This window comes from Geodermatophilus telluris, assembly GCF_900102745.1.
Taxonomy (GTDB): domain Bacteria; phylum Actinomycetota; class Actinomycetes; order Mycobacteriales; family Geodermatophilaceae; genus Geodermatophilus; species Geodermatophilus telluris.
Genome location: NZ_FMZF01000001.1, coordinates 565,389 through 583,638 on the forward strand (window position 1 = coordinate 565,389; position 18,250 = coordinate 583,638).

Consider the following 18,250-nt stretch of genomic DNA (forward strand, 5'->3'; position numbering starts at 1 on the left):
GCGATGACGAGGAGCCCTCGTGACCGACCGTGCCGCCGCCCGCGCCGCCAAGAACGCCCTCGCCGACCGGCTGTCGGCCCAGTCGGGGGTCGTCGGCATCGGCCTGGCCCGCCGCGACGCGGGGTACGTGGTGAAGGTCGACGTCGCCGACGCCGACGCCGCCGGCCGGGTGCCCCGCGACGTGGACGGCGTGCGGGTGGTCACCGAGGTCGTGGGCGCCGTCCGCCCGCTGCGCAGCCGCACCGCCTGAGCGGGCCGCCCCGAGCGGTGCGGGCCCCTCCGGCGCACCCGCTACGGTCGCGCTGGCGCCGACGCGGGCGTCGCCGACCAGAGGAGTGCAGGTGCGCATCGGCATCCAGGCCAGTTACGCGGGGGGCTTCGAGGAGACCGCGGCGGAGATCGTCGACCTGGAGGCCGCGGGTCTCGACCTCGCCATGTGCGCGGAGGTCTACACCTTCGACGCGGTGAGCCAGCTGGGGTACCTGGCCGCCGTCACCCAGCGCGTCGAGCTGATGAGCGCCATCCTGCCGATCTACAGCCGCACGCCCGCGCTGACGGCGATGACCGCCGCGGGCCTGGACTTCGTCTCGGGCGGCCGGTTCACCCTGGGGCTGGGCGCCTCGGGTCCGCAGGTGATCGAGGGCTGGCACGGCGTCCCCTACGACGCCCCGCTGCAGCGCACCCGCGAGGTGGTCGAGATCTGCCGCCAGGTGTGGCGGCGCGAGCGGCTCGTGCACGAGGGCCCGAAGTACACCGTGCCGCTGCCGGCCGAGCAGGGCACCGGCCTGGGCAAACCGCTTAAGCTGATCAACACGCCGGTCCGCGAGCAGATCCCGGTCATGCTGGCCGCACTGGGGCCGAAGAATGTCGAGCTGGCCGCCGAGATCGCCGAGGTGTGGGAGCCGATCTGGTTCATGCCGGAGAAGGCCGACGCGGTGTGGGGCGACGCGCTGCGCGCCGGGAAGGCCAAGCGCGACGCCGGGCTCGGCGAGCTGCAGGTCATCTGCGGCGTCCCGGTGGCCATCGGGGAGGACGTCGACCATCTGCACGACCAGGTGCGGCCGCAGCTCGCCCTCTACGTCGGCGGCATGGGCGCCAAGGGCAAGAACTTCTACAACGACCTCGCCCGGCGCTACGGCTACGAGGAGGCGGCCGAGACCGTGCAGGAGCTCTACCTCGGCGGGCGGAAGGACGAGGCGGCCGCGGCACTGCCCGACGACTTCGTCCGCAAGGTGTCGCTCATCGGCCCGCAGACCTACGTGGCCGAGCGGGTGGCCGCCTACGCCGAGGCCGGTGTCACCACCCTCGCCCTGCAGCCGCTCGACGACAGCCGCGAGAGCCGACTGCGCACCGTGGAGACCATGCGGGAGCTGGCCGACCGCTAGGACCCGCGTTGCGTCACGTGACGCCGCCCTCGCCCCCGCTCCTGAGCACGTCCGACGCGGCCTCCTCGCAGGGGCCCGCCGCGAGCTCGCGAGCGGTGGGGGGCGAGGAGGTCCTTCCGCTGATCACCGCCACCCTCCCCGGGACGTGAGGAGGGCCCCCAGGTCGTCGACCTGGGGGCCCTCCTCACGTGAGGTGCTGGAACGGCCTCCCTCAGGGGCCCGCCGTGAGCCTGCCAACGGTGGGGAGAGGGAGGTCCTCCGTCAGCCCCGCCAGTCGTACTCCTCGAGGCGCACGGCCTCACCGGTGCCCGACCCGAAGACGTCCGGGCTGTAGTACTGCCCGTCGTCGTACCCGGCCATCGTGTAGACGGCGGCGCGGGCCTCCTCGGTCGGCTCGACCGTGATGTTCCGGTAGCGGCTGATGCCCGTACCCGCCGGGATCAGCTTGCCGATGATCACGTTCTCCTTGAGGCCGAGGAGCGAGTCGCTCTTGCCCTGGATGGCGGCGTCGGTGAGCACCTTGGTCGTCTCCTGGAAGGAGGCGGCCGACAGCCACGACTCGGTCGCGAGCGAGGCCTTGGTGATGCCCATGAGCACCGGACGGGCCGAGGCCGGCTCGCCGCCCTCGGCGACGACGCGGCGGTTCTCGGTCTCGAACAGCGTCCGCTCGACCAGCGCACCGGGCAGGAACTCCGTCGCGCCCGAGTCGATGATGGTCACCCGCTTCAGCATCTGGCGGATGATCACCTCGATGTGCTTGTCGTGGATCGACACACCCTGCGACCGGTAGACCTCCTGGACCTCGCGGACCAGGTGCAGCTGCACCTCGCGCGGGCCCATGATCCGCAGCACCTCGTGCGGGTCCACCGCACCCTCGGTCAGCTGCTCGCCGACCTCGACGTGGGCGCCGTCCTCGACCCGCAGCCGCGACCGGCGCGACAGCTTGTCGTAGACGACCTCGTCGGAGCCGTCGTCCGGGGTGATGGTCAGCTTGCGGAACTGCTCGCCGTCCTCGATCCGGACGGAGCCGGCCAGCTCGGCGATCGGGGCTTTGCCCTTGGGGACGCGGGCCTCGAAGAGCTCCACCACACGCGGGAGGCCGTGGGTGATGTCCTCACCCGCGACACCACCGGTGTGGAAGGTGCGCATCGTCAGCTGGGTGCCGGGCTCACCGATCGACTGGGCGGCGATGATGCCGACCGCCTCGCCGACGTCGACGAGCTTGCCGGTGGCCAGCGAGCGGCCGTAGCAGGTCGCGCAGGTGCCCAGCAGCGACTCGCAGGTCAGCACGCAGCGGACCTTGACCTCGGCCACGTTCGCGTCGACCAGCGCGCCGATGAGCACGTCCCCGAGGTCCTCGCCGGCCCGCGCCACGAGCGTGCCGTCCTCGGCCACCACGTCGGCGGCCAGGGAGCGGGCGTAGACGCTGGTCTCGACGTGGGCGTCGCGGGTGAGCTGGCCGTCGACCACGGTCGCGATCGGCATGAGGACGCCGCGCTCGGTGCCGCAGTCCTCCTCGCGGATGATGACGTCCTGGGAGACGTCGACCAGCCGCCGGGTGAGGTACCCGGAGTCCGCGGTCCGCAGGGCGGTGTCGGCCAGGCCCTTGCGCGCGCCGTGCGTGGAGATGAAGTACTCCAGCACCGACAGACCCTCCCGGAAGTTGGCCTTGATCGGCCGCGGGATGATCTCGCCCTTCGGGTTGGCCACCAGGCCGCGCATGCCGGCGATCTGGCTGATCTGCATCATGTTGCCTCGGGCGCCCGAGTTGACCATGACCCAGACCGGGTTGGTGGTCGGGAAGTTGTCCACCATCGCCTGGCTGACCTCGGCCCGCGCGCGGGTCCAGATCTCGATCAGCTCACCACGACGCTCGGCGTCGGTGATGACACCGCGCTCGTACTGGCGCTCGATCTGCCGGGCCTCGGCCTCGTGCCGGTCGAGGATCTCCTGCTTGGCCGGCGGGGTGACGACGTCGTCGATGGCGATCGTGACACCCGAGCGGGTGGCCCAGCGGAAGCCGGCCGACTTGAGGGCGTCCAGCGTCGCCGCGACCTGCACCTTGGGGTAGCGCTCGGCGAGGTCGTTGACGATCGCCCCGAGCTCCTTCTTCGGCACCTGGTAGTTGACGAAGCGGTAGTCCTCGGGCAGGGCCTCGTTGAACAGCACCCGGCCCAGGCTGGTCTCGACCAGCGCGGGGGCACCCGGGGTCCAGTCCTCGGGCTGGGTCCAGGCCTCGTTGACCTTGCCGTTGTCGACGCCGAACACCTCGTCGAGGCGGATCAGCGCCCGCTCCTGCAGACCCAGCGCACCCTTGTCGAAGGCCATGATCGCCTCGGCGGTGGAGCCGAAGGCCGCCGGGCGGCCGCCGTCGGCCTCCTGCCGGCTCGGCACCAGGGTGGTCAGGTGGTACAGGCCCAGCACCATGTCCTGGGTCGGCGCGGTGATCGGACGGCCGTCGGCCGGCGACAGGATGTTGTTCGAGGACAGCATCAGGATGCGGGCCTCGGCCTGCGCCTCCGCCGACAGCGGCAGGTGCACGGCCATCTGGTCACCGTCGAAGTCCGCGTTGAACGCGGTGCAGACCAGCGGGTGGATCTGGATGGCCTTGCCCTCGACCAGCTGCGGCTCGAAGGCCTGGATGCCCAGGCGGTGCAGCGTCGGCGCGCGGTTGAGCAGCACCGGGTGCTCGGTGATGACCTCCTCGAGCACGTCCCAGACGACCGGACGGGCCCGCTCGACCATGCGCTTGGCGGACTTGATGTTCTGCGCGTGGTTGAGGTCGACCAGCCGCTTCATGACGAAGGGCTTGAACAGCTCCAGCGCCATCTGCTTGGGCAGGCCGCACTGGTGCAGCTTCAGCTGCGGGCCGACGACGATGACCGACCGGCCGGAGTAGTCGACGCGCTTGCCGAGCAGGTTCTGCCGGAACCGGCCCTGCTTGCCCTTGAGCAGGTCGCTCAAGGACTTCAGCGGGCGGTTGCCCGGGCCGGTGACCGGACGGCCGCGGCGGCCGTTGTCGAACAGCGCGTCCACGGACTCCTGCAGCATCCGCTTCTCGTTGTTCACGATGATCTCGGGCGCGCCGAGGTCGAGCAGCCGCTTGAGCCGGTTGTTGCGGTTGATGACCCGGCGGTACAGGTCGTTCATGTCGCTGGTGGCGAAGCGGCCACCGTCGAGCTGCACCATCGGGCGCAGGTCCGGCGGGATGACCGGCACGCAGTCGAGCACCATGCCCATGGGCGAGTTGCGCGTCTGCTGGAACGCCGCGACGACCTTGAGCCGCTTGAGGGCCCGCAGCTTGCGCTGGCCCTTGCCGTTGCGGATGGTGTCGCGCAGCGAGGCGGCCTCGGCGTCGAGGTCGAAATCGGCCAGCAGCTTCTGCAGGGCCGCGGCACCCATGCCGCCCTCGAAGTACTCGCCGAAGCGGTCGCGCAGCTCGCGGTAGAGGCCCTCGTCGGCGATGAGCTGCTTGACCTCGAGCTTGCGGAAGGTGTCGAGCACCTCCTCGAGGCGGTCGATCTCCCGCTGGGCGCGGTCGCGCAGCTGGCGCATCTCGCGCTCGCCGCCCTCGCGGACCTTGCGGCGGACGTCGGACTTGGCGCCCTCCGCCTCGAGCTCGGCCAGGTCGGCCTCGAGCTTCTGCTGGCGGGCCTCGACGTCGGCGTCGCGCCGGCTCTCGAGGTTGTGCTTCTCCGCGCTGATCTCGGCCTCGACGGTCGGGAGGTCGCGGTGGCGCGCCTCGTCGTCGACCGAGGTGATCAGGTACGCGGCGAAGTAGATGATCTTCTCGAGGTCCTTGGGCGCCAGGTCGAGCAGGTAGCCCAGGCGCGAGGGGACGCCCTTGAAGAACCAGATGTGGGTGACCGGCGCGGCCAGCTCGATGTGGCCCATCCGCTCGCGCCGGACCTTGGCGCGGGTCACCTCGACGCCGCAGCGCTCACAGATGATGCCCTTGAAGCGGACGCGCTTGTACTTGCCGCAGTAGCACTCCCAGTCCCGGGTGGGACCGAAGATCTTCTCGCAGAAGAGACCGTCCTTCTCCGGACGCAGGGTCCGGTAGTTGATGGTCTCGGGCTTCTTCACCTCACCGTGCGACCACTGGCGGATGTCGTCGCCGGTGGCCAGACCGATGCGGAGCTCGTCGAAGAAGTTGACGTCGAGCACTGAGTGGACCCCTTTCCGGGGCTAGTTACTGAACGTTCCTCTGAAGGCTTGGGTGGAAGGCCCCCGCCCTCCCCGGCCCGCGCGGAGCGTGGGCCGGGGAGGGAGGGGGTCCTTACTCACACGTCCTCGACGCTGGAGGGCTCGCGGCGGCTGAGGTCGATGCCCAGCTCCTCCGCGGCCCGGAACACCTCGTCGTCGGTGTCGCGCAGCTCGATCGCCTGCCCGTCGCCGGAGAGCACCTCGACGTTGAGGCACAGCGACTGCAGCTCCTTGAGCAACACCTTGAACGACTCGGGGATGCCCGGCTCGGGGATGTTCTCCCCCTTGACGATGGCCTCGTAGACCTTGACCCGGCCGAGGATGTCGTCGGACTTGATGGTCAGCAGCTCCTGCAGCGCGTAGGCCGCGCCGTAGGCCTGCATCGCCCAGCACTCCATCTCACCGAAGCGCTGGCCACCGAACTGCGCCTTACCACCCAGCGGCTGCTGCGTGATCATCGAGTAGGGGCCGGTCGACCGGGCGTGGATCTTGTCGTCGACCAGGTGCAGCAGCTTGAGGATGTAGACGTAGCCCACGGCGATCGGCTCGGGGTAGGGCTCCCCGGAGCGGCCGTCGAACAGCCGCGCCTTGCCGGTCTCCTCGACCATGCGCTCGCCGTCGCGGTTCGGCGTCGTCGAGCCGAGGAGGCCGATGATCTCGTCCTCCTTGGCGCCGTCGAACACCGGCGTCGCGGTGCGAGTGCCCGGTGCCGCCGACTTCGCCGCCTCCGGCAGGTTGGCCGCCCACTCGGGAGTGCCCTCGACCTGCCAGCCCTGCTTGGCGATCCACCCGAGGTGCATCTCCAGCACCTGGCCGACGTTCATCCGGCCGGGCACGCCGAGCGGGTTCAGGACGATGTCGACCGGGGTGCCGTCCTCGAGGAAGGGCATGTCCTCCTGCGGCAGGATCTTCGCGATGACGCCCTTGTTGCCGTGGCGGCCGGCGAGCTTGTCGCCGTCGGAGATCTTGCGCATCTGGGCGACGTAGACCCGGATCAGCTCGTTGACGCCGGCGGGCAGCTCGTCGCCGTCCTCGCGCGAGAACACGCGGACGCCGATGACCTTGCCGGACTCGCCGTGCTTGACCTTCAGCGACGTGTCGCGGACCTCGCGGGCCTTCTCGCCGAAGATCGCGCGCAGCAGCCGCTCCTCGGGGGTCAGCTCGGTCTCGCCCTTGGGCGTGACCTTGCCGACGAGGATGTCGCCGGGGACGACCTCGGCACCGATGCGGATGATGCCGCGCTCGTCGAGGTCGGCGAGGACCTCCTCGGAGACGTTCGGGATGTCCCGGGTGATCTCCTCGGCACCGAGCTTGGTGTCGCGGGCGTCGACCTCGAACTCCTCGATGTGGATCGAGGACAGGACGTCGTCCTGCACGAGGCGCTGCGACAGGATGATCGCGTCCTCGTAGTTGTGGCCCTCCCACGGCATGAAGGCGACGAGCAGGTTCTTGCCCAGCGCCATCTCGCCCTGGTCGGTGCACGGCCCGTCGGCGATGACCTGGCCGACCTCGACGCGCTGGCCCTCGTCGACGACGGGGGTCTGGTTGATCGAGGTGCCCTGGTTGGAGCGGCGGAACTTCAGCAGCCGGTAGGTCTGCCGGGTGCCGTCGTCGGCCATGACGGTGACGTAGTCGGCGGTGGAGTCCTCGACCACACCGGCCTTCTCCGCCACGACGACGTCGCCGGCGTCGACGGCGGCCCGCAGCTCCATGCCGGTGCCCACGAGCGGGGCCTCCGAGCGCAGCAGCGGGACGGCCTGGCGCTGCATGTTGGCACCCATGAGCGCGCGGTTGGCGTCGTCGTGCTCGAGGAACGGGATCATCGCCGTCGCGACCGAGGTCATCTGCCGCGGCGAGACGTCCATGTAGTCGACGTTCTCCGGCGCGAGGTAGTCGACCTCGCCGCCCTTGGTGCGGACCAGCACGCGGTCCTCGGCGAACCGGCCCTGGGCGTCCAGCGGCGAGTTGGCCTGGGCGACGACGAAGCGGTCCTCCTCGTCGGCGGTCAGGTAGTCGATGGAGTCGGTGACGACCCCGTTCTCCACCTTGCGGTACGGCGTCTCGATGAAGCCGAAGGCGTTGACCCGGCCGTAGGCCGACAGCGAGCCGATCAGGCCGATGTTCGGACCTTCCGGGGTCTCGATCGGGCACATCCGGCCGTAGTGGCTCGGGTGCACGTCGCGGACCTCCATGCCGGCGCGCTCACGCGACAGACCACCCGGGCCCAGCGCCGACAGGCGGCGCTTGTGGGTCAGGCCCGCGAGCGGGTTGGTCTGGTCCATGAACTGCGACAGCTGGCTGGTGCCGAAGAACTCCTTGATGGAGGCGACGACCGGCCGGATGTTGATCAGGGTCTGCGGCGTGATCGCCTCGACGTCCTGGGTCGTCATCCGCTCGCGGACCACGCGCTCCATGCGGGAGAGGCCGACCCGGATCTGGTTCTGGATCAGCTCACCGACGGTGCGCAGGCGGCGGTTGCCGAAGTGGTCGATGTCGTCGACGCCGTGCTCGGGCTCGCCGGCGTGCAGCCGCACGACGTACTCGATGGTGGCGACGATGTCGTCCTCGGTCAGCGTGAGGGTGGCCTGGGGCACCTCGACGCCGAGCTTCTTGTTCACCTTGTAGCGGCCGACCTTGGCCAGGTCGTAGCGCTTGGGGTTGAAGAAGAGGTTCTCCAGCAGCGCCTGGGCGCTCTCCCGCGTCGGCGGCTCGCCCGGCCGCAGCTTGCGGTAGATGTCGAGCAGCGCCTCGTCCTGCCCGGCGATGTGGTCCTTCTCCAGGGTGGCCAGGACCGTGGGCGACCACTGGAAGTGCTCGCGGATGCGGTCCTCGGTCCACCCCAGGGCCTTGAGCAGCACGGTGACCGGCTGGCGGCGCTTGCGGTCGATCCGGACGCCGACGGTGTCGCGCTTGTCGACGTCGAACTCCAGCCACGCACCACGGCTGGGGATGACCTTGGCACTGAAGACGTCCTTGTCCGACGTCTTGTCCAGGGTCTTGTCGAAGTAGACGCCCGGGCTGCGGACGAGCTGGGAGACCACGACGCGCTCGGTGCCGTTGATGACGAACGTGCCCTTGTTCGTCATGATCGGGAAGTCACCCATGAACACCGTCTGCGACTTGATCTCGCCGGTGGTGTTGTTCATGAACTCGGCGGTGACGAACAGCGGCGCCGCGTAGGTCATGTCCTTGTCCTTGCACTCCTCGAGGGACGCCTTGACGTCCTCGAAGCGCGGGTTGGAGAAGGACAGCGACATCGAGCCGCTGAAGTCCTCGATCGGCGAGATCTCCTCGAGGATCTCGGCGAGGCCGCCGACGGCGCTCTGCTGCTCCTCGGGCGAGAGGGTGGCGCGCCACTCGGGGCTGCCGACCAGCCAGTCGAAGGAGGCGGTCTGCAGCGCCAGGAGGTCCGGGACCTCCAGGGGCTCGGAGATCTTCGCGAAGGAGACGCGGAGCGGGGCGCCGGGGATCTTCTGCTGGTCGGCCTCTCCGGTGCGGGGGCCGGCCTGGGGAGTCTGGTTCTGCTGGCCGTAGCCGCCGGACTCGGTGGTGCTGGGGGCGATGCTGGTGGGGCGAGAGCCTGCCAAGATGCGTCCTTCCAAGGACATCACGACGTGCGGGCGGTGGGTGCGGGTTCGTCCTGGGTCGTCGTCGGAGGTGGCGGCGCCGTCCGCGGCGTCCGGCCCGCTGGGTCGACGGGTCAGGTCGACGGGTGGGTCGCGGGGCGACCGGGATCCCGGGCACCCCGAGTGACCCGGCTCGGCGGGCAGGCAGTCAGAGGGCAGCGCAACAGAGAACCCTACCCCTGCTGGCGCGCACTGTCCACGTCGGGGGGTGGAGGCGACCAGCGCCACACCCCGGGAAGGACAGCGTCGCGTCGCCCGGCGGTTCCGCGCGGCCATGATGCCAGTCCGAGGGGCCCGCTGTCTCCGCCACGCCGCACCCGGTGGACGCGGCGGCCGTCTCGACCACGGCGCCGCCGGACGCGGCAGGGGCCGCCCTCCCGGAGGAGAGCGGCCCCTGGGGCGTGCTCAGGTGGTGCGGTCCCCCGGCCCTGGGGCCGGGGAGGGCGTCACTTGACGGTGACGGTGGCGCCGGCGCCCTCGAGGGCGGCCTTGGCCTTCTCGGCGGCGTCCTTGGCGACCTTCTCCAGGACCGGCTTCGGCGCGCCGTCGACCAGGTCCTTGGCCTCCTTGAGGCCGAGCGAGGTCAGGCCGCGCACCTCCTTGATGACCTGGATCTTCTTGTCGCCGGCAGCCTCGAGGATGACGTCGAACTCGTCCTGCTCCTCGGCGGCGGGGGCACCGCCGTCGCCGGCGCCACCGGCGGCCGGGGCGGCCGCGACGGCGACGGGGGCAGCCGCGGTGACCTCGAAGGTCTCCTCGAACTGCTTCACGAAGTCGGACAGCTCGAGCAGCGTCATCTCCTTGAACGCGTCGAGCAGCTCCGTGGTGGACAGCTTGGCCATGATGTCTCCTAGGGGGTCAGTCGGTGCTGGCCGCGGTGTCCGCGGCGTCAGCGGAGTCGGTGGTGGTGTCGGCAGCAGCGGTGTCGGCGGCCGGAGCGGCGGAGCCCTCGGCGGACTCCTTCTTCTCCTGCAGCGCCGCGGCCAGGCGGGCGACCTGCGACAGCGGGGCCTGGAACAGGCCGGCGGCCTTGGTCAGGTTGCCCTTCATCGCGCCGGCCAGCTTGGCCAGCAGCACCTCGCGCGGCTCCACGTCGGCCAGGGCGGTGACCTCGGCGGGGCTGACGGTGCGGCCCTCGACGACGCCGCCCTTGACGACGAGCAGCGGGTTGGCGCGCGCGAAGTCGCGGATGGCCTTCGCGGCCTCGACGACGTCGCCCTCGATGAAGGCGATCGCGGTCGGACCGTTGAGCAGCGGAGCCAGGTCGGTGTGGCCGACCGAGTCCGCCGCCCGCTTCGTCAGGGTGTTCTTGACGACGGCGTAGCTGCTGCCCGCACCGAGGGAACGGCGCAGCTGGGTCAGCTGCGCCACGGTCAGCCCGCGGTACTCGGTGAGCACGGCCGCGCTGGACTTCTGGAACCGCTCGGTGATCTCGTCGATCACCGCGGCCTTCGCCTGCGTGGGCATGGGCCTCCTCTCGTCGGACGGGTGACCGCTCGTGCGCCGTACGAGCGCGGGCGATCGGGGCCGGAGACGAGGAACGCCCCGGCGCAGGGCGCACGGGGCGAGGGACGCGGGCACGGGGCGCCGCGGCGATCGAACCGTCCTCCTGCGCGGGCCGCCCGGGGATCCGGGACCTTCGATCGCACGCGGACGTGCGACGACCAGCGGTCGTGGGGGGAACGAGGTCGAGCGTACACGGGGTGGGCGAGCGCCCGCCGCGGACCCCGGGAACGCCGGAGGCCCCGCCGCGCGGGTGCGCGGCGGGGCCTCCGGGGACGGCCTCAGCAGAGGCTCACGCCGTGGGCTCGTCCACCGTCAGGTTGCGGGTGCGGTTCGGGTCGACCGGGATGCCCGGGCCCATGGTGGTGGAGATGGTGACCTTCTTCAGGTACCGGCCCTTGGCGGCGGCCGGCTTGGCGCGCAGCACCTCGTCGAGCGCGGCGGCGTAGTTCTCGACCAGCTTCGTGTCGTCGAAGGAGGTCTTGCCGATCACCAGGTGCAGGTTGGCCTGCTTGTCGACGCGGAAGTTGATCTTCCCGCCCTTGATGTCGGCGACGGCCTTGGTGACGTCGGGGGTCACCGTGCCGGTCTTCGGGTTCGGCATCAGGCCGCGGGGGCCGAGGATGCGCGCGATCCGGCCGACCTTGGCCATCTGGTCGGGCGTGGCGATCGCGGCGTCGAAGTCCAGGAAGCCCTCCTGGATGCGCGCGATCAGGTCGTCCGAGCCGACGACGTCGGCGCCGGCGGCCTCCGCCTCGGTGGCCTTGTCACCGGTCGCGAAGACGATGACGCGGGCGGTCTTGCCAGTGCCGTGGGGCAGGTTGACCGTGCCGCGGACCATCTGGTCGGCCTTGCGCGGGTCGACGCCGAGCCGCATGGCCACCTCGACGGTGGCGTCGTAGGACGTCGGCGAGGTCTCCTTCGCCAGCCCGGCCGCCTGCAGCGGGCTGTAGAGGGACTCGCGGTCGACCTTGGCGGCCGCCTCCAGGTACTTCTTGCCGTGCTTCGCCATGGTGTGTCCTCTCCCCCGGCCGCTGCCGGGGATCGTGTGGTGCGCGGGCCTGGCGCGGCCCTCCCACGGGTGACGCGGGCTCGTCAGAGCCCGGGTGGTGCGACGCCGCCGTCGTCCGGCGGGTCTCGATCAGCCGGAGACGGTGATGCCCATCGACCGGGCGGTGCCGGCGATGATCTTCTCGGCCTCGTCGAGCGAGTTGGCGTTGAGGTCGGCCATCTTGGTCTGGGCGATCTCGCGGACCTGGTCGCGGGTGACGGTGGCGACCTTGGTCTTGTGCGGCTCGCCCGAGCCCTTCTCCACGCCCGCGGCCTTGAGCAGCATGCGCGCCGCCGGCGGGGTCTTGGTGACGAAGGTGAACGTGCGGTCCTCGTAGACCGAGATCTCGACCGGGATCACGTTGCCGCGCTGCGACTCCGTGGCGGCGTTGTAGGCCTTGCAGAACTCCATGATGTTGACGCCGTGCTGGCCGAGCGCCGGACCGACCGGCGGCGCGGGGGTGGCCGCACCGGCGTTGATCTGGAGCTTGATGACCGCGGTCAACCGCTTCCTGGGGGGCATGTCATTCCTTCTTCGTGAGCATGGTGCGGGGTGGTGGCCGGACGGCCCCGTCGCGGGGGCCCGCGCCGAGCCTGCGGGGCGACGGGTCCTACAACTTGGCGACCTGGGTGAACGACAGCTCGACCGGCGTCTCCCGGCCGAAGATGGAGACCAGCACCTGCAGCTTCTGCTGCTCGGCGTTGATCTCGTTGATCGTCGCCGGGAGGGTGGCGAAGGGACCGTCCATGACGGTCACCGACTCGCCGATCTCGAAGTCGACGACCGTCGTCGGCGCGGACGCCGCGGCGGCCGGGCTGGCACTCTCGGCCACCTTGGCCGCCTGCGGCGGGGTCGCCGGGACGAGCAGGTTCACGACCTCGTCGATGGACAGCGGCGAGGGCCGGGAGGTGGCACCGACGAAGCCGGTGACGCCGGGGGTGTTGCGGACCGCGCCCCAGGACTCGTCGTTGAGGTCCATCCGGACGAGCAGGTAGCCGGGCAGCTTCTTCCGGTTGACCTGGGTGCGCTTGCCGTTCTTGATCTCGGTGACCTCCTCGGTGGGCACCTCGATCTGGAAGATGTAGTCCTCCATGTCCAGCGACTGGATCCGGGACTCGAGGTTGGTCTTCACCTTGTTCTCGTAGCCCGCGTAGGAGTGGATGACGTACCAGTCGCCGAACTGCGTGCGCAGGGTCCGCTTGAGCGTCTCGCGCGGGTCCTCGTCCTCGGCCTCCGCCTCGGCCAGCGCCTCGGTGACGATCGGGTCGTGGTCGGGGGCCGGCGCGGCCAGCGGGTCGCCGACGAGGCTGTCTCGGCCGCCGCTCTCCACCAGGGGGGTGACGTCGGCGACGCCGGTGGCGGTGTCCTGGTCGGTGGTGTCCGTGGAGCCCTCGGCCGCCCCGTCCTCACCGGCGCCGGTCTCGAGGTCGACGCTGCCGCGGACGTCGAGCCGCTGGTCGTCGAGGTCGACGGTCTCGACGTCGCTGTCGGTGTCGAAGGGCTCGCGGGGGTCGGTCACGGGGATCTCTTCCTTGTCGGGTGCGTGCGGGCGCGGGGGACGGTCAGCCGAAGACGGCCAGCACGCCCTGCGCGAAGAGGATGTCCAGGCCCGCGACCAGCGCGACGATGAAGGCCACGAAGAGGATGACCACGGTCGTGTAGGTGATCAGCTCGCGGCGGCCCGGCCAGATGACCTTGCGCAGCTCGGCCACGACCTCGCGCAGGAAGCGGCGCAGGCTGCGCTTCTGGCGGACCTCGTCGGTCCGGGAGCGCTGCGCGGCGGCGCGGGACCGGGTGCCGGCGTCGCCCGCGCGGCTCGCGGCGGTGCTCCCGGCCCGGGCCGCCCGGGCGCTGCGCCGCGAGACCGGCTCGTCGTCGTCCTCGTCGTCGGCGGCGGTGATGCGACCGCCGCGCCGGCGGGCGGCGGTGGGGACGACCTTGTCCTCGTCGTCCTCGGCCTCGGCGGCGATCTCGGCCTCGGCGGCCTCGAGCTCGGCAGCGTCCTCGACGCCCGGGGCCTCCCGGTCGAGCTGCTCGTCGGTCAGCTCGGCGTCGGAGGCGGCGCGGGGGTCGTCCCCGCGGCCCGGCTTCTCGTCGCTCACTGCGCCTCGCTCGCGTCGTGGTGGTGGCCGCTGCTGGCGGGCCCTCTGGTGTCGTGCGCCCCGTGCGGCACGGCCGTGCCGGCGCACGGTGCGTACCGGGTCGTGCTGCCCGCCGGCACGGGCCGGCGGCACGGGCAGGGGTGACAGGACTTGAACCTGCAGCCTGCGGTTTTGGAGACCGCTGCTCTGCCAGTTGAGCTACACCCCTAGTGCCCCGGACCGGTGCCACGCGTGCGGTGGTCCCGGGCTGCCCCGGAGCGTCCTGGCCCGCCGGTCCGGCGCCCGCCCCGGAGGGATCCGGGGCACGCCGGTGGCGGGGTCGAACGCCCCAGGACTGCCAGTGTACGGGACCGCGGACGGCACCCGTGACCGCGCTCCGGCCGGCACTCCCTCCGGGCCGTCCGGAGCCGGGCCGCACCGTCCTCCCGCGGCGGGTCGGGACGCCGGGCGGGCACCCGGCCCGGACTGAGGGGCCCCGGGAGAGTGGTCTTTGACACGATGGGGGCATGACCGCCGTCTCCCCGTCGGAGTCCGCCACCCTCTCCCCCGCCGAGCGCCGCGTGTCGCGGCGCATCGGGGCCATCTCGGAGTCCGCGACGCTCGCGGTCGACGCCAAGGCCAAGGCCCTCAAGGCGGCGGGCAAGCCGGTCATCGGCTTCGGGGCCGGGGAGCCGGACTTCCCGACGCCGGACTACGTCGTCGAGGCCGCGGTCGCCGCGTGCCGCCAGCCGGCGATGCACCGCTACACCCCGGCCGGCGGGCTGCCGGCGCTCAAGGAGGCGATCGTCGCCAAGACCGCCCGTGACTCGGGGCTGGCGGTGACGCCGGCCCAGGTGCTGGTGACCAACGGCGGCAAGCAGGCCGTCTACGAGGCCTTCGCCACGATGCTCGACCCCGGTGACGAGGTCCTCGTCCCGGCGCCGTACTGGACCACCTACCCCGAGGCCATCCGGCTGGCCGGTGGCGTGCCGGTGCCCGTGGTGGCCGACGAGGAGAGCGGCTACCTGGTGTCGGTGGCGCAGCTCGAGGCGGCCCGCACCGAGCGCACCAAGGTGCTGCTGTTCGTCTCGCCGTCCAACCCGACCGGCGCGGTGTACCCGCCCGACCAGGTGGAGGCCATCGGCCGCTGGGCGCTGGAGGCCGGGCTGTGGGTGCTCACCGACGAGATCTACGAGCACCTGACCTACGGCGGGGCCACCGCCCCCTCGATGCCGGTGCTCGTGCCCGAGCTGGCCGACCGCTGCGTCGTGGTCAACGGCGTGGCCAAGACCTACGCGATGACCGGCTGGCGGGTGGGCTGGATGGTCGGGCCGGCCGACCTGGTCAAGGCCGCGACCAACCTCCAGTCGCACGCCACCTCGAACGTGGCCAACGTGTCGCAGGCCGCCGCGGTCGCCGCGCTCACCGGCGACCTGTCCGCGGTCGACGAGATGCGGACGGCGTTCGACCGCCGGCGCAAGACCATCGTGTCGATGCTGCGGGAGATCCCCGGCGTCGCCTGCCCGGAGCCCCAGGGCGCCTTCTACGTCTACCCGTCGGTCAAGGCGCTGCTGGGCCGGCCGATCCACGGGCGGACGGCGTCGAGCAGCGTGGAGCTCGCCGAGATCGTCCTGGAGGAGGCCGAGGTGGCCGTCGTCCCGGGCGAGGCCTTCGGCACCCCGGGCTACCTGCGGATGTCCTACGCGCTGGGCGACGACGACCTGGCCGAGGGCGTCGGCCGGATGCAGCGCCTGCTCGGCGGCTGACGGCGGGCGGGCCGCCCCGGGGTCACCCGGGTGCGTCCGCCTCGTCGAGCGCCCCGGCCCGCACCAGCACGTCGAGCGCGGCGGGCAGGTCGGCCAGGGCGGCGGCGAGGTCGGCGGGCGTGGCGGTGGTCCAGGCGTTGGCCTGCACGTAGCAGCGCAGGGCCGCGTCGAACGCCGGCGCACCGGCGGCCTGGCGGGCCGCCAGCAGTGCGTCCCCGCCCTTGTCGTAGACGACCCGGAAGTACTGCTCGGTGTCGGCGAAGGCGTCCATCGCGGCACCGACGTCGCCCTCGGTGGCCAGCACCTGCTCGAGGTCGACCTGCGGTTCCTGCCCCCCGACCGTCTCCTCCGCGTAGGTGGCGAGGGCCTCGTCCAGCCACGGGTCGCGGAACTGGTCGTCGCCGACCATGCCGTAGAACCACATGTGGGCGACCTCGTGCTCGAGCACCGAGCGGTCCGCGCCGGCCAGCAGGATCGAGCCGGGGTACTCGATGCCGCCGCCCGCGTCGGGCAGCAGCGGCACGGTGAGGGTGGCGTAGGGGAAGGCGCCGAAGCGGTCGGCCAGCTCGGTGACGTCCTCGCTGGCCCGGTCGGCGAGCTCGCCGGGGCCGGTGCCGGCCCCGGGCAGCACCCCGGTGGTCACCTCGACGCCCCCCGGGGTGCGCAGCGTGGCGGTGCGGAACTCGCCGGCGGCGACGCTGACGTCGCGGGCCACGGGCTCGTGGGAGGTCCAGGTGCGCCGGCCGTCCTCGGCGGCGGCCGGCTCGTCCTGGTCGCCGGTCATCAGCACGGTGAGGTCCTCGGGCACCGAGACGCTGACCGTCGTGTCGGCGACCGGGCTGCTGGCCGTCTCGCCGAGGATCGCCACGAACCGCTCGCGGGCCCAGCCGACGCCGGGCTCCCACGCCAGCAGCGGGAAGCCGCTGCCCCACCAGGACACGCCCTCCACCGCGCCGAGCCGCTCGAAGCCGCCCTCGCCGAGGGAGACGGTGAAGTCCAGCTCCACCTCGGTGGACTCCCCCGCCGCCAGCTCGCCGTCCAGCTGCAGCACGTAGAGCCCGCCCGGCCCGTCGGCACCGGCGTCCTCGTAACCGGCCTGGTCGACGTCGTCGCCGCGGACGCCGTCGACGGTGATCCGGTTGCCCAGCCCGGCGGCGACGGGGCTGTTGGGCACCAGGCGGAAGACCATCTCGTCGGTGGCCACGTCGGGGGTGAACACGACGGTCTCGGTGCCGGTGACGGTGCCCAGGTCGTCGGAGAGCCGGAAGTCCAGGTCGACGACCGGCCGGTCGGGGTCGGGCTCGGCGCGCTCGGCCGGGCAGCTGACCGCGTCGTCGCCCCCGTCGTCGCCCGCGTCGTCGCCCGCGGGGGACGACGACGGGGCGGCGGTGCCCGGGGTGCCACCGCCCTGCTCGCCGGTGAGGGTCTGGGAGAAGGACGTGCAGCCGGCCAGCAGGGTCAGCGCGACGGCGGCCGGGGCCACCCGCCGGGCGGTCATGCCAGGGCGACGGTGGCGCGGGCCAGCGAGAGCACCTTCTCGCCGCCGCTGGTGACCATGAGGTCCACGCGGACCCGGCCGCCGTCGAGCACGGCACCGACCTTCCCGCGGACGGTGACCTCGGCGCCGGTGTCGTCGTCGGGGACGACGACGGGGCGGCCGAAGCGGACCTGGTACTCGACCACGGCACCCGGGTCGCCGGCCCAGTCGGTGACCGCGCGGGCCGCGAGGCCCATGGTGAGCATCCCGTGGGCGATGACCCCGGGCAGGCCCACACCGGTGGCCACGCGGTCGCTCCAGTGGATCGGGTTGAGGTCGCCGGAGGCGCCGGCGTAGCGGACCAGGTCGGCGCGGGTGACCCGGTGGGTCTGCTCGGGCAGCTCGGTGCCGACGGCGACGTCGGCGGCCCGCAGCCGGGCGGTCACGCCGTCCCCCGGGCCACGAGCAGGGACGTGGCGGTGCAGACCGCCTCACCGTCCTCGGTGGCGACGTCGACCCGGGTGGTGAGCATGTCGTTGCCCGCGACGGTGCGCACGGCCTCGATCGTGGTGGTGCTGACCAGCCGGTCGCCGGCCCGGATCGGCCGGTGGTGGGTGAAGCGCTGCTCGCCGTGCACGACGCGGCTGTAGTCCAGCGCGACGTCGGGGTCGGCGATCACGACGTCGGCGGCGCCCAGGGTGACCACGATGGCGAACGTGGGCGGCGCGACGACGTCGGGGTGGCCCAGCGCGCGGGCGGCCCCGGCGTCGGTGTGCGCCGGGTCGGTGGCCCCCACGGCGGCGGCGAACTCGGCGATCGTCGCGCGGCCGACCTCGTAGACGGCGGAGGGCGGGTAGCTGCGCCCGACCAGTCCTGCGTCCAGCGCCACTCCCGCCCTCCCTGCTCCGTCCGCGACCCGGGTCAGCGGGTCTCGCGGTGGACGGTGTGGCGCTTGTCCTTGGGGCAGTACTTCTTCAACTCGAGCCGGTCGGGGTCGTTGCGCCGGTTCTTGCGGGTGATGTAGTTGCGGTTCTTGCACTCCTGGCAGGCCAGGGTGATCTTCGGACGGACGTCGGTGGCTGCCATGAGGCACTCCTCGCCTTGTCGGGACCGGCCTCACGGCCGGCGACCGTGGCGGCGGGTGCCGACACGGCG

Annotated in this window: 15 protein-coding genes and 1 tRNA gene; 3 read left to right on the forward strand and 13 right to left on the reverse strand. The window is 72.1% G+C overall.

What is annotated here, in order from left to right:
• Window positions 1-19 precede the first annotated feature (19 nt).
• Together BLQ97_RS02760 and BLQ97_RS02765 are read left to right on the forward strand one after the other, a co-directional pair.
• Window positions 20-250, forward strand: coding sequence for a hypothetical protein (locus BLQ97_RS02760; protein WP_091362967.1), 231 nt, complete (start codon window positions 20-22; stop codon window positions 248-250).
• 91 nt (window positions 251-341) lie between these two features.
• On the forward strand, window positions 342-1,385 hold the full coding sequence (locus tag BLQ97_RS02765) for an LLM class F420-dependent oxidoreductase (protein ID WP_091362969.1): 1,044 nt from the start codon (window positions 342-344) through the stop codon (window positions 1,383-1,385).
• A 261-nt stretch (window positions 1,386-1,646) separates the two neighbouring features.
• On the opposite strand, the gene BLQ97_RS02770 is transcribed toward BLQ97_RS02765, so the two are convergent.
• The 9 genes from BLQ97_RS02770 to BLQ97_RS02810 all read right to left on the reverse strand — a co-directional run bounded on the left by BLQ97_RS02770 (window position 1,647) and on the right by BLQ97_RS02810 (window position 14,081).
• Window positions 1,647-5,552 (reverse strand): DNA-directed RNA polymerase subunit beta', encoded by a 3,906-nt coding sequence (locus tag BLQ97_RS02770; RefSeq protein WP_091362971.1) that lies wholly within the window; start codon window positions 5,550-5,552, stop codon window positions 1,647-1,649.
• Between the two features lie 116 nt (window positions 5,553-5,668).
• Complete coding sequence (gene rpoB, locus BLQ97_RS02775) at window positions 5,669-9,178, reverse strand: DNA-directed RNA polymerase subunit beta (protein ID WP_091362973.1); 3,510 nt, start codon at window positions 9,176-9,178, stop codon at window positions 5,669-5,671.
• Window positions 9,179-9,663: 485 nt separating this feature from the next.
• On the reverse strand, window positions 9,664-10,059 hold the full coding sequence (rplL, locus tag BLQ97_RS02780; protein WP_091362974.1) for a 50S ribosomal protein L7/L12: 396 nt from the start codon (window positions 10,057-10,059) through the stop codon (window positions 9,664-9,666).
• Window positions 10,060-10,075: 16 nt separating this feature from the next.
• Entirely contained in the window at window positions 10,076-10,684 is a 609-nt protein-coding gene (gene rplJ, locus BLQ97_RS02785) for a 50S ribosomal protein L10 (protein ID WP_091362977.1), read from the reverse strand.
• A gap of 328 nt (window positions 10,685-11,012) precedes the next feature.
• Window positions 11,013-11,732: a 50S ribosomal protein L1 gene (gene rplA / locus BLQ97_RS02790; protein ID WP_091362979.1), complete on the reverse strand. Its 720-nt coding sequence runs from the start codon at window positions 11,730-11,732 to the stop codon at window positions 11,013-11,015.
• Window positions 11,733-11,861: 129 nt separating this feature from the next.
• The gene (gene rplK, locus BLQ97_RS02795; RefSeq protein ID WP_091362981.1) at window positions 11,862-12,293 is read right to left on the reverse strand and encodes a 50S ribosomal protein L11; all 432 of its coding nucleotides are present in this window, start codon (window positions 12,291-12,293) and stop codon (window positions 11,862-11,864) included.
• 88 nt (window positions 12,294-12,381) lie between these two features.
• Window positions 12,382-13,290: a transcription termination/antitermination protein NusG gene (nusG, locus tag BLQ97_RS02800; RefSeq protein ID WP_091362983.1), complete on the reverse strand. Its 909-nt coding sequence runs from the start codon at window positions 13,288-13,290 to the stop codon at window positions 12,382-12,384.
• A 43-nt stretch (window positions 13,291-13,333) separates the two neighbouring features.
• Entirely contained in the window at window positions 13,334-13,873 is a 540-nt protein-coding gene (gene secE, locus BLQ97_RS02805; protein WP_091362984.1) for a preprotein translocase subunit SecE, read from the reverse strand.
• A gap of 135 nt (window positions 13,874-14,008) precedes the next feature.
• Window positions 14,009-14,081: transfer RNA gene (locus BLQ97_RS02810), tRNA-Trp, on the reverse strand.
• 298 nt (window positions 14,082-14,379) lie between these two features.
• Between BLQ97_RS02810 and BLQ97_RS02815 the strand changes: the two genes are divergently transcribed.
• Entirely contained in the window at window positions 14,380-15,618 is a 1,239-nt protein-coding gene (locus BLQ97_RS02815) for a pyridoxal phosphate-dependent aminotransferase (protein WP_091362986.1), read from the forward strand.
• Between the two features lie 22 nt (window positions 15,619-15,640).
• On the opposite strand, the gene BLQ97_RS02820 is transcribed toward BLQ97_RS02815, so the two are convergent.
• The 4 genes from BLQ97_RS02820 to rpmG are packed head-to-tail and all read right to left on the reverse strand — an operon-like array spanning window position 15,641 to window position 18,181.
• Window positions 15,641-17,116 (reverse strand): M1 family aminopeptidase, encoded by a 1,476-nt coding sequence (locus tag BLQ97_RS02820; RefSeq protein WP_091362987.1) that lies wholly within the window; start codon window positions 17,114-17,116, stop codon window positions 15,641-15,643.
• Window positions 17,113-17,541 carry a MaoC family dehydratase gene (locus tag BLQ97_RS02825; protein ID WP_091362989.1) on the reverse strand — a complete coding sequence of 143 codons (429 nt, stop codon included), beginning with the start codon at window positions 17,539-17,541 and terminating at the stop codon, window positions 17,113-17,115. Before BLQ97_RS02825 ends, BLQ97_RS02820 begins: the two co-directional genes overlap by 4 nt.
• Window positions 17,538-17,984, reverse strand: a complete 447-nt coding sequence (locus BLQ97_RS02830) for an FAS1-like dehydratase domain-containing protein (protein ID WP_091362991.1) — start codon at window positions 17,982-17,984, stop codon at window positions 17,538-17,540. Before BLQ97_RS02830 ends, BLQ97_RS02825 begins: the two co-directional genes overlap by 4 nt.
• 32 nt (window positions 17,985-18,016) lie before the next feature.
• Window positions 18,017-18,181, reverse strand: a complete 165-nt coding sequence (gene rpmG / locus BLQ97_RS02835; RefSeq protein WP_073421301.1) for a 50S ribosomal protein L33 — start codon at window positions 18,179-18,181, stop codon at window positions 18,017-18,019.
• Window positions 18,182-18,250 lie beyond the last annotated feature (69 nt).

Excerpts from the sequence above, each read along its gene's own strand:
- rplL (WP_091362974.1), bottom strand. The coding sequence starts at position 10,059 with ATGGCCAAGCTGTCCACCACGGAGCTGCTCGACGCGTTCAAGGAGATG.
- rplJ (WP_091362977.1), bottom strand. The coding sequence starts at position 10,684 with ATGCCCACGCAGGCGAAGGCCGCGGTGATCGACGAGATCACCGAGCGG.
- rplA (WP_091362979.1), bottom strand. The coding sequence starts at position 11,732 with ATGGCGAAGCACGGCAAGAAGTACCTGGAGGCGGCCGCCAAGGTCGAC.
- rplK (WP_091362981.1), bottom strand. The coding sequence starts at position 12,293 with ATGCCCCCCAGGAAGCGGTTGACCGCGGTCATCAAGCTCCAGATCAAC.
- BLQ97_RS02815 (WP_091362986.1), top strand. The coding sequence starts at position 14,380 with ATGACCGCCGTCTCCCCGTCGGAGTCCGCCACCCTCTCCCCCGCCGAG.
- BLQ97_RS02820 (WP_091362987.1), bottom strand. The coding sequence starts at position 17,116 with ATGACCGCCCGGCGGGTGGCCCCGGCCGCCGTCGCGCTGACCCTGCTG.
- rpmG (WP_073421301.1), bottom strand. The coding sequence starts at position 18,181 with ATGGCAGCCACCGACGTCCGTCCGAAGATCACCCTGGCCTGCCAGGAG.